We start from the raw sequence: 12034 nt of genomic DNA, 5'->3' as shown, positions 1-12034 counted from the left end.
CGGTCATACCGACCAACCGGAACGACATCTATTGGACCAATGCTGCGTTCTTTGGTGGCTCGCACGACGCGTTGTCCGGTGATTGGCTGTACTACGTCGAGGTGAACGGAGAACCGCTCGACACCGGCCTCATCGCGCCGGGCGGCGTCCCGATTCTCTCCACGGTTCAGACGGCATGTCTGTCCGTGGAGGACTTCCAGTCGGGACTCAACGTCGTCGGGGTGGGCGTCTACGACCGGGCCGGCAATAGGAGCACTCTGTCGACCGTCGCCTTCGTTTGTGACCCTGACACGCCGACGGTAGAGATCACCAAGCCTGCGATCGCCGGCGCCACGCTCGACGCATCAGCGCACTTCTCGGCGCTCGTGACAGAAACGGGTGGAGTTGCGTCGGCCGTGTTCGCGGTGGATGGCACGCCGGTGTACGCGACCGCGAGCTCACCATTTCAGGCGGATGTCTCCCTCGCGCTGTTCGTCGACGGACCGCACACGCTCAGCTTCACGGTGACGGACGCGTATGGCCGTGTGGCCGTCGCCACCCGCACGTTCACGCTGGTCAAGTACCCGCCTGCGCCGCCGTTCGATGCGCAGGTCCAGCCGCACGGCACCTTCGAGCCGCCCGACGGGTTCGATCACGCCATGCCCAACGAGACCAACCCGATCGAGTGGATCAGTGACCTGTTCCCGGACATGTCGTTCGAGTCGACCCGCGACGTGAACGGCTTCGTCTACTCGCTCGACCACTCGGCGACGACGGTGCCGACGATGCCCGCACCGGGCGTTCCGGGCAACGCGTACGTCTCGGCGGCGTCCCAGACCGCAACGGTCGGCAAGTCCGCGACGATCCTGCAGCCGAGCGGCAGCCCCGGGCTCGACATGCCCGGCTGGTCGCTGTTCACCGTGCCGTCGTGGCTGCCCGGGATGACCGAGTCCGTCGAGGGCATCTGGTACCTGCATGCCCGCACCATGCTCGACGGGCAGTTCGGTCCCACGATGAGCGCCCCGTTCGGAATCGACATCACCGACCCGCTGCCGGTCACCGGCCTCGGCGCGTCGGACGCGTACACGACCGTAGTGCCGATGAACCGGCGCGACATCGTGTGGGACAACCCGATGGGTACCGGCGGCTCGTATGACGCGCTGTCGGGTGACTGGATGTACTACGTCGAGGTCAACGGCGTCGCGGTCAAGACCGGCAGCACCCCTGACGGTCTCGTCCCGGCGTTGCGCACGCACGCCTACGGGAGCATCTCCATCGAGGACTTCCGCGCCGGCGAGAACACCGTGTCGGTCGGCGTCGTGGACCGCGCCGGCAACCTCGGCCCGCTGTCGCACCTCGCGTTCTTCACCGACGCCGCGACGCCGACGGTCAGCATCACGCGGCCGGCGTCGGTCGGGGAGACCATCGGCGTGCCGGCGAAGTTCTCAGCGACCGCGAGCGACGACACGGGCATAGTGTCGGTCGAGTTCCGGGTCGGCGGGACCATCCTCGGGACGGACTCCGTGGAACCGTACGAGATCACGAGTGACATGGCGGCGTTCGCCGACGGGCCACAGGTCCTCAGCGCGACGGCGAGGGACCGGTGGGGCAGGGCGGTCACGGCGTCGAGGGCGTTCATCCTCGACAAGACCGCACCGCCGCCGGTCGATCCGTCCACCCTGCTGATCAACACGACCATCCGCGCCACGTACGAAGGCGCGCAGGGGATCGCGCCGGCCGCTGCCGACACGGCGAACCCTGTCGAGTGGACGAACGACCTGTACCCGGACGTCTCGTTCGACACGACGCGGGGTGTCCACGGCTTCGCCTACGTGATCGACCGGACGGCGGGGACGATCCCGCAGCTGACGGTGCCGGGCCTGCGCAACGCCTACGTGGCCGCGTCGTCGATCGAGGGCTCGATCGGCACGAACGCCAGCGTCCTGATGCCGAGCGGGTATCCCGGCGTCGACCTGCCCGGATGGAACAGCTACTGGCCCCCCGCTCCGTGGCCCGGCGCGGTCGACCCGGTCGAGGGCATGTGGTACGTCCACACGCGCTCGTACCTGAACGGCGAGTACGGACAGTTGGCCGAGTACCCGATCGGCATCGACATCACCCCGCCGTCGATCGTCACCAGCCTCGCGCCGGCCGACTCCGTGGTCGGTACCGTGACCGTCTCGCGGCGCGACTTCACCTGGCGCAACCCGTCGTTCCTCGGTTCGTCGTACGACGCGCTGTCCGGTGACTGGCTGTACCGTGTGACCCTCAACGGCGAACCGATCGACACCGGCAACGAGGTCCCGGGCACCGTGCCGGTCCTGCCGAGTCACGGCTACGGTCTCGTCTCGGTCGAGGACTTCCCCGAGGGCGTGAACGTGGTCGGCGTGTCCGTCATCGACCGTGCGGGCAACATCGGCCCCGAGGCGACCTACACGTTCGTCCGTGACTCGGCTTCTCCGACCGTCGATGTGACGCATCCCGTGGCAGGTGAGACCGTGACAGCGACCGCGCTGTTCTCGGCCGACGCGAGCGACGCCGCGGGGATCCACCGGGTCGAGTTCCGGGTCGACGGTACGCTCATCGGCACGGACTTCACCGCTCCGTACGAGCTCACGGCGAGCCTCGCCGCGTTCGCTGACGGTGCGCGGACCGTCACCGCACGCGCGTACGACCTGTACGGGCGCTCGGTCACGGACACCGACACGTTCACCCTCGTGAAGAACCCGCCGCTCGCGGCCGTCACGCGTCTCCAGGGCACGTTCGTCAGCCCGGACGGTGTCGGCCACGCCGACCCGGACGCGGACAACCCGATCGAGTGGATCAACGACCTGTACCCCGACTTCCGGTTCTCGTCGGTCGACGCGATGGGCTCGCAGTTCGCGGTCAACGGCTTCGCGTACTCCGTCGACCACGCCCTCGGCACGCTGCCGGTCCTTCCGGCTCCGGGCGTCACAGGCAACGCGTACGTGTCCGCCGCGTCGCTGCCGGCCACAGTGGGCTCGTGGGCCAGCGTGCTCCTTCCCAGCGGGCAGCCGGGCGTCGACCTGCCGGGCTGGAGCACGTACGTGCCGCCGGTCTGGCTGCCGGGCATGACGCAGGCGGTGGAGGGCATCTGGGTGCTCCACGGCCGTACCGTCCTCGACGGCCGATACGGCCCGCTCTCCGAGGGGACGTTCGGCCTCGACGTCACCGACCCGCTGCCGGTCACCGGCCTGCGGGCCTCGGACATCATCACGCCGACCATCCCGTACGCGCGTCGCGACATAGTGTGGAACAACCCGACGTTCACCGGTGGTTCGTACGACGCGCTGTCGGGCGACTGGATGTACTACGTGAAGGTCAACGGCCAGCCTCTTGCCAACGGCAGCAGGCCGGGCCTGGTGCCGATCATGCCGACACACCCGTACGGCGCCGTCTCGGTCGAGGACCTGCCACCGGGCGAGAACGTGATCGAGGTCGGCGTCGTGGACCGCGCGGGCAACATCGGCCCGCTGACGCCGATGACGTTCTGGAGCGATCCCGACACGCCCACGGTGGAGATTGTGGAGCCGAGCGGGGCGGCCACGGTCGGTGCGCTGACGCGCTTCAGCGCGAACGCGACCGATGTGGGTGGGATCGCCAGCATGACCTTCCGTGTGGACGCCAGCGTCGTCGCGACGTTCGCGGACGGTCCGTTCGTCTACGCGGCGAACCTGTCGGCGTTCGCGGACGGCCCGCACACGCTGTTCGTGACCGTCGTCGACCACTACGGCCGGACGGTCACCGTGAGCAGGGCGTTCGTGCTCGACAAGTCGACCGCGCCTCCGCCCGACCCGTCCACGCTGACGATCGGCACGGAGATAGACGTGGCGTTCGCGCCGCCGGACGGCTTCGGACAGGCTGCGACCGACATCAACCATCCGCTGGAGTGGACGAGCGACCGGTATCCGGACGTCTCGTACTCGACGACGCGGCCGGTCAACGGCTTCGTCTACGCCGCTGACCACGTGTTCGGCACGGTTCCCGCCATGCCGGTGCCCGGCGTTCCCGGCCGTGCCTACGTGTCCGCCGCGTCGCTGCCGGCGACTACGGGCATGGACGCGAACGTGCTGATGCCCAGCGGTTTCCCGGGCATGGATCTGCCGGGGTGGGGGAGCTACGTCGCACCCGTGTGGCTCCCTGGCATGAGCGATCCGTCCGAGGGCCTGTGGGTCGTCCACGCGCGCGCCGTCATGTCCGGCGAGTACGGGCTGCTCTCCGAGCGGCAGTTCGGCCTCGACATCACCGACCCGGGGCCCATCACGAACCTGCGCGCGACGGACTCCCTCGGCTCGACGATCACGGTCGCACGGCGAGACTTCGTGTGGGACAACCCGAGCTTCTTCGGCGGTTCGTACGACGCGCTCTCCGGAGACTGGATGTACTACGTCGAGGTCAACGGCGAGCCGATGAAGACGAACAGCAAGCCCGACGGCGTCGTCCCGGTCATGCCGAACTTCCCGTACGGCGCGGTGTCCATCGAGGACTGCCCGGCAGGCCGCGTGACCATCGCCGTCGGCGTCATCGACCGGGCCGGCAACCTCGGCCCGCTGACGGGGATGACGTTCTACAGCGATCCGGACACGCCGACGGTCGACATCACCTCGCCCGCCATCGACGGCGAGACGATGACGGTCTCACCGCGGCTGAGCGCTGATGCGACAGACCGTGCCGGCATCACGCGGGTGGACTTCAGCATCGACAGCACCTTCGTCGCGTCCGACATCTACCCGCCGTACGTGATCCAGCCGGACCTGTCGGTCAACTACGCGCCGGGGCTGCACACGCTGACCGTGCGCGCATACGACCAGCTCGGCCGGATGGCGACCGACAGCAGGCAGTTCTACCTCGACATCGACGCGACGCCGCCTCCGCCTCCGGGCACCCAGGACGTGTATACGATGATCCACGGCACCTACGTAGGCGCGGACGGGTTCGATCACGCGGGCCCGGACGCTGCGAACCCGATCGAGTGGATCAACGATCTGTACCCGGACATCTCGTTCGAGTGCACGCAGGATGTCAACGGCTTCGTCTACGCCATCGACCATGCGCCGGGGACGCTCCCGCAGCTGCCGGTGCCGGGCCTCGTGGCCAACGCGTACGTGTCGGCCGCAGCGCTGCCGGCGACCACGGGCCTGACCGCGAGCGTCCTGCTGCCCAGCGGGCAACCGGGCGTGGACATACCGGGCTGGGGCACGTACACCATCCCGTCGTGGATACCGGGTATGCACGACCCGCTCGAGGGCGTGTGGTACGTGCATGCACGCGCGCTCCAGCACGGCCTGTACGGCATCCCCGAGGACCTGCCGTTCGGCATCGACGTCACCGATCCGCGCCCGGTCACCGGTCTGCGCGCTTCGGACGCGGGCGGCGCTGTCATCCAGACGTCGCGCCGCGACTTCATCTGGAACAACCCGACGTTCACCGGGGCGTCCTACGACGAGCTGAGCCGTGACTGGATGTACTACGTGGAACTGAACGGCGAGCCCATCGACACCGGCAACGACATCCTCGGCATGGTCCCGATCATCGCGACGCACGCGTACGGCATCGTGTCGATCGAGGACCTGCCGGTCGGACGCAACACCGTCTCGGTCGGCGTCATCGACCGCGCCGGCAACCTCGGCCCGCTGACGAGCATGGTGTTCTACAGCGACCCTGACGTTCCGACGGTCAAGATCACCGCACCGGCCGCCGACAACGCGTACGTCTCGCAGTCGTACAAGTTCAGCGCGACCGCTTCCGACGGCGCGGGCATCGCGCGGGTCGAGTTCAGGGTCGACGGTATCCTCATCGGCGCCGACACCGCGTCGCCGTACGAGATCACGAAGGACATGAGCGCGTTCGCGAACGGCAACCATACGCTCACGGTCACCGCGTACGACCTCTACGGGCGCACGGCGGTCGCGACGAGGCCGTTCATCCTCGACAAGACGCCACCGACGATCAGCTCGATCAGCGACACGCCCGACCCGTTCTATCCGGTCATCCGCGAGGGCTACAAGGACAACATGACCGTCACGTTCCGTACGAGCGAGGCGGGCACTGCGTACCTGAGCATCTTCACCGCGAGCGGCACGCTGTGGCGCCAGGTGAAGAAGACCGTGGCTGCCGGCGTGAACACGATCGTGTGGGACGGCAAGAGCACCGCCGGCGGCGTGTCGACCGGCACGTTCTACTACCGGGTCGGCGTGTACGACGCGGCGCGCAACGCGTCCTGGTCGGCGAAGTACCCGACGACGATCCGCAACTACGAACTCGTGCCCGTCTCCGGCGGCGGCGTGAAGGTCGTGCCGCGCTAGCCGACAGAGCGCGCATCTCTGTGTGAGGGAAGGGCGGCCCGTGGGGGCCGCCCTTCTCGCGTCGCGCAGGTGGTGGAGTGGGCCTGTAAGCCGGATTCTGTCGTGGACGGCCATTTGTCTGGGACCGCCGTTGCCGACGGCCTCGAGCGGGCTGACCCGAGCGACGGCCGGGCAGGCCTTGACCGCTCCTATTCGCCCTTGCTCCGGGTGGGGTTTGCCAAGCCGCCGGGTCACCCCGACGCTGGTGCGCTCTTACCGCACCGTTTCAGCTTTTCCCGGAACCTGCACCGGTCCGAAGGACCGGACGGTATCCCGGGAGTCTTCTTTTCTGTGGCACTTTCCGTCGCGTCGCCGCGCCAGGCCGTTGGCCTGCACCCTGCCCTGCGGAGTCCGGACTTTCCTCACGCCCCCACGAGGGGGACGCGCGGCCGTCCGGCCCACTCCGAGAAGGGATGATAGCAGGGTCCGTGCGCTCGCGTCGCGGGGCTACCCGTTCTCGAGGTCCCGCGCCTGCAGCTTCGCCCAGGTATCCTTGAGCGTGAGCGTGCGGTTGAAGACGAGCGCGCCGGGTGCGGAGTCGGCATCCGGGCAGAAGTACCCGAGCCGCTCGAACTGCACGGTGCGTCCGACGGGGACTGCGGCGAGGCAGGGCTCCACGAGGCAGTCCGCGAGGATGGTCTCCGAGTCGGCGGCGAGGTCGTCCATGACGTCCGCGCCGTCGGCTCCGGGTCTGGGACTCGCGAAGAGGTGACCGTAGAGCCGCACCTCCGCAGGCGCGGCGTTCACGGCCGACAGCCAGTGGAGCGTCGCCTTGGGGCGACGGCCGTCCGCAGAGTCCCCGCCGCGCGTCGCCGGGTCATAGGTGCAGCGCAGCTCGGCCACGCGGCCGTCACTGTCCTTCACGACCCCAGTGCACGTGACGAAGAAGGCCGAGCGCAGACGGACCTCGCGGCCCGGCGCCAAGCGGAAGAACTTCGCCGGAGGTTCCTCCATGAAGTCGCCGCGCTCGATCCACAGCTCGCGGGTGAACGGGACATCGCGGGTGCCGGCGTGGGGGTCCTCGGGATTGTTCGGGACCTGCACGAGTTCCGTGGCGCCCGCGGGGAAGTTCTCGATCACGACCTTGACCGGGTCGAGGACCGCGAAGCGCCTCTCGGCGGTCCGGTTGAGCACGTCGCGAACGGCGTGCTCGAGCATCTCGACCTCGATCGTGCTCTCGGTCCTTGCGACCCCGATCATCGTGGCGAAGTCCCGGATGCCCTGCGCGGGGAAGCCTCGGCGCCGCAGCCCCGAGAGCGTGGGCATGCGCGGGTCGTCCCAGCCGCGGACGCGCCCCTCCTGCACGAGGCGCAGGAGCACGCGCTTCGACAGGATGGTGTGGGTGAGGTTCAGGCGCGCGAACTCGTACTGGTGCGGGTGAGAGGGGACCGGGAGGTTCTCGAGGAACCACTCGTAGAGCGGACGGTGGTCCTGGAACTCGAGCGTGCAGATCGAGTGCGTGATGCCCTCGATGGCGTCGGACTGGCCGTGCGCGAAGTCGTACGAGGGGTAGATGCACCACGCGTCGCCGGTACGGGGGTGGCTCGCGTGCAGGATGCGGTAGAGGACCGGGTCGCGCAGGTTGATGTTGCCCGACGCCATGTCGATGCGCGCCCGCAGCACGCGCGAGCCGTCCGGGAACTCGCCGGCGCGCATGCGCGCGAAGAGGTCGAGGTTCTCGGCGACTGAGCGGTCCCGCCACGGGCTATCCGTGCCGGGCTCGGTGAGCGTTCCCCGCGCCGCGCGGATCTCGTCGGCTGACTGGTCGTCGACGTACGCCTTGCCGTCACCGATCAGCGCAACGGCCCACTCGTACAGCCGCTCGAAGTAGTCCGAGGCGTGGTACAGGTGCTCGCCCCAGTCGAAGCCGAGCCAGCGCACGTCGGCTTCGATGGCGTCGATGTACTCCTGCTCCTCCTTCACGGGGTTCGTGTCGTCGAAGCGCAGGTGGCACCTCCCGCCGAACTCCTCGGCGATGCCGAAGTTCAGGCAGATCGACTTCGCGTGGCCTATGTGGAGGTAGCCGTTGGGCTCGGGAGGGAAGCGCGTGACCACCGAAGACACGCGGCCTTCGCGAAGGTCGGAAGCGACGATGTCGCGGATGAAGTCGCTGCGCTCGGGGGGTGTGGAAGACTCGCTGCTCATGGACGCCGAGGATAGCACAACCCCCCTCAGCGGGCGTCTCGCGCGGCTGCAGGGGGGCCGGTGGTGTGTCTGGTAGCCCGTACGGGATTCGAACCCGTGATCTCCGCCTTGAGAGGGCGGTGTCCTAGTCCACTAGACGAACGGGCCGTGCAAGAGGTCCTGGCTGGGGCGGGAGGAGTCGAACCCCCACATACGGGACCAGAACCCGCTGTCCTACCATTAGACGACGCCCCAAGGAGGCACTCGCCCGCTTCCGGGCGCGGGACGGAATCCTACCGAGCGTCACCCCCGCTGTCAATCACGGCGAAGCCCCGTGCGAGCGCCATCTCGAGGCGCGCCACGGCCTCGTCGCGGCCCAGTATCGCCACGGACTCGAAGAGCGGAGGGCTCACCGTGGTGCCGGTCATCGCCACGCGGATGGTCTGGAAGACCTCCTTCGGCTTTCGGCCGAGCGGCTCCGGCAGGCCGCGGTAGGCGGCCTCGATCGCGTCGTGCGTGAACGGCTCGACGTCGCGTGTGGCATCGAGGGCTGCCGTGAGGACCTCGTCGGCCCATTCGTGCTCCGCGAGCCACGCGGCGCCGCGCTCGTCGAAGGCGAGCTCCGCCGAGCCGACGAGGAGCGGCCGCACGACGGCGGGGAGCTCGGCCATGCGCGTCACGCGTTCCACGACCAGCGGCGCGATCCTCGCGAGCGTGTCGACGTCCGCCGTCAGACCGGCTGCACTGATCCACGGCCCGGCGACTTCGGCGAAGGCGGCCGGCGACAGCGAGCGGATGTATGCGCCGTTCATCCACGCGAGCTTCTCGGGATCCCAGACGGCCGGAGCTGACGACACGCGCGCGAGGTCGAATCGCGCTACGAGGGTATCGCGGTCGAACAGCGTGGTCTCGCCGTCGATCGACCAGCCGAGGAGTGCGAGGTAGTTCAGCAGCGCGTCGGGCAGGTAGCCCTCATCCCTGTACGCCTCGACGGACGTGGCTCCGTGACGCTTCGACAGGCGCTTGCCGTCGGCTCCGAAGATGAGGCTCATGTGCGCGAAGACGGGTACCGGCACTTCGAGCGCCTCGTAGACGATGATCTGGCGCGGCGTGTTCGACAGGTGATCGTCACCGCGGATGATGTGCGTGATCCCCATGTCCGAGTCGTCCACCACCGTGGCGAACATGTAGGTCGGCGTGCCGTCGGTGCGCACGAGGATGAAGTCGTCCATGGCCGAGGCGGGCCACCGGACCTCGCCGCGGATGGCGTCGACGGCGACCACGTCGTCGCGGCCGTCCGGCACCGCCACGCGCCACACGTGCGGCTCGCCGGCCGTGATGCGGCGCGCGGCCTCGTCGGCCGCGAGCGCTCGGCAGGTCCGGTCGTAGCCGGAGAACCCGCCGGCGACCTTGGCTGCCTCGCGCTTGCGCTCGAGGTCCTCCGTGGAGCAGAAGCACGGATACGCGTGGCCGTTGGCCTTGAGGACCTCGAGCGCCGCCGCGTACGCCTCGCTCCGCTGCGTCTGGAAGTACGGACCGTGCGGCCCGCCCGCCTCGGGGCCCTCGTCCCAGTCGAGGCCGAGCCATCGCAGCGAGCGCAGGATCGCCCCGGTGTTCTCGTCGGTGGACCGTTCCGCGTCCGTGTCGTCGATGCGCAGGATGAAGGACCCGCCGTGCCTGCGGGCGAAGGCCCAGTTGTAGATCGCGGTCCGCGCGCCTCCGATGTGCAGGTGCCCGGTCGGACTCGGCGCGAAGCGGACGCGTACGGTCGGTTCCACGGTGGTGCGGCCTTTCGCAGAGAGCGGGCTTTCGGGCGTGCGGGGCATATGGTAGCGCGTCGCAGGGCGGCGCGAGCGGGAAGTATAATGAGGCGGGCCCGCGCCCGACGGGCCGCACCGCGAGGAGTGGAGGAAGCATGAGGGGCACTCGCTGGGTCCGGGCGGCGCTGTGCGTCGCTGTGGCGACGTGCGTCGCCGGAGAGCCGCTCGCTCTGGCGCGCGTCCGCATCGCCGCCGTCGGCCCAGTGATGACGATCGTCACGGACCCGCCCTCCCCGGACGGCTCGAACGGATGGTTCAGCACGCCACCCGAGATCAAGATGCTCTCGGACGTGGACGCGACCGGCTGGTGGTCGTGGAACGCCGGCGCCCCGGACGGGGCGCCGCTCACGGCCGGTGTCCCGGCGTTCATCGGCGACGCGCCGGAGGGACTGTCGGATCTGGCCGTCAGCGGAGTCGACGCTTCGGGCACGCCGGGCGCCACGGTGACAGCGTCCTTCATGGTCGACTCCATCGCGCCCGGTACCCCGGGGAACTTCACCGCCGTGGCCGGGCCCGGCGTCGTGGATCTGGCGTGGGACGCGTCCGTCGAGGCCGGATCCGGCCTGGTCGGCTACACCGTGTACCGCAACACGGTCGGCGCGCCGTTCCAGCTCACCGACGTGGTGGCCAGCACGCCGGCGACCACGTGGACGGACGTCGCGCCGCCGGTCGCCGACTTCGTGTACTACGCCGTGAGCGCCCGCGACACGGCGGGATGGGAGTCGGTCTTCACCGCCGAGGCGGCTACGACCCCGGACTCCGCGCCGCCGACCGACCCGGGCGACCTCGAGGCGTGGCTCAATGCATCGAACTGGGTGAAGGTCTCGTGGCTACCGTCGCTCGACACGGGCTCCGGTCTGAGCCACTACGTGGTGCTGCGGTCGCTCGATGGCGGGCCCTTCGAGGATATCGCCCACGTCGGAGCGGGCACGGCTTTCTACGACGACCACGACGACCAGGTGCTGTTCGCGTCCACGGTCGAGTACGAGGTGTTCGCGGTCGATCGCGTCGGCCTGGAGTCCGGCATCGCCGGGCCGGTCCCGATGCAGTCGGACACAGTCGCGCCGTCGCCGCCGTCGGCGCTCGCCGTGACGCCGGTGTACTCGGGCACCTTCACGGACGCGGAGTTCGACCTCACGTGGGCCGGTGGCGCGGACGGTGGCTCCGGCGTGGCCTCGACCGAACTGCAGTGGGGCCCGGTGGCCGCGGCGCCGAACCACGCGGCACGCGTGTCCGACGGGTCTGAGCGCGTGGCCGCGGATTCCGAGACGGCGCTCCTGTACTTCAGGATGCGATCCGAGGACCGGGCAGGCAACCTCTCGGCGTTCGGGATGTCGGTGCCGGCACGGAACATCGCGGCCGAGCGGGTCGGCGGCGCGACCCGCATCCAGACCGCGATAGCGGCCAGTGCCGCTTCGTTCGATTCCGCCGCCACGGTCGTGATCGCGAGCGCGGCGTCGTATCCGGACGCGCTGTGCTCCAACTCGCTGGCCGGTACCGTCGACGGCCCCGTGCTGCTGGTCGGCTCAGGCCCGTTGCCTCCCGGGACGCTGGCGGAGATCGCGCGGCTCGGCGCGACCGATGCCTACGTGGTCGGGGGCGTCGCGGCGGTGTCTCCCGAGACCGAGGCGTCGCTCGCCGGGGCCGTGCCGGGCACGGTCGAGCGCGTGGCCGGCCGTGATCGCTACGAGACGGCAGCAGAGGTCGCGCGCAAGGTGAGCGACATCGGAGGCGGCGTTCCCCCGG

Annotated in this window: 3 protein-coding genes, 2 tRNA genes and 1 other RNA gene; 1 reads left to right on the top strand and 5 read right to left on the bottom strand. The window is 69.5% G+C overall.

All coding sequences use genetic code 11. The annotated features are described in order from the left end of the window. Positions 1-6375 precede the first annotated feature (6375 nt). From rnpB to FDZ70_02030, 5 genes are all read right to left on the bottom strand, one after another. Positions 6376-6749, bottom strand: an RNA gene (rnpB, locus tag FDZ70_02050) — RNase P RNA component class A. Between the two features lie 42 nt (positions 6750-6791). Beyond that, positions 6792-8489 carry a glutamine--tRNA ligase/YqeY domain fusion protein gene (locus FDZ70_02045; protein ID TLM80126.1) on the bottom strand — a complete coding sequence of 566 codons (1698 nt, stop codon included), beginning with the start codon at positions 8487-8489 and terminating at the stop codon, positions 6792-6794. Between the two features lie 70 nt (positions 8490-8559). Next, positions 8560-8636: transfer RNA gene (locus FDZ70_02040), tRNA-Glu, on the bottom strand. Positions 8637-8649: 13 nt separating this feature from the next. Beyond that, positions 8650-8723, bottom strand: a tRNA-Gln gene (locus FDZ70_02035). A gap of 38 nt (positions 8724-8761) precedes the next feature. Further along, the gene (locus FDZ70_02030; protein ID TLM80125.1) at positions 8762-10246 is read right to left on the bottom strand and encodes a glutamate--tRNA ligase; all 1485 of its coding nucleotides are present in this window, start codon (positions 10244-10246) and stop codon (positions 8762-8764) included. A 137-nt stretch (positions 10247-10383) separates the two neighbouring features. Between FDZ70_02030 and FDZ70_02025 the strand changes: the two genes are divergently transcribed. After that, positions 10384-12034, top strand: a 1651-nt coding sequence (locus tag FDZ70_02025) for a cell wall-binding repeat-containing protein (GenBank protein ID TLM80124.1), incomplete at its 3' end; no start/stop codon positions are given.

The sequence above is a fragment of the Actinomycetota bacterium genome, from assembly GCA_005774595.1.
Classification (GTDB): domain Bacteria; phylum Actinomycetota; class Coriobacteriia; order Anaerosomatales; family D1FN1-002; genus D1FN1-002.
The sequence above is the reverse complement of the archived record's forward strand: the minus strand, read 5'-3'. Positions and strand labels throughout refer to the sequence as shown.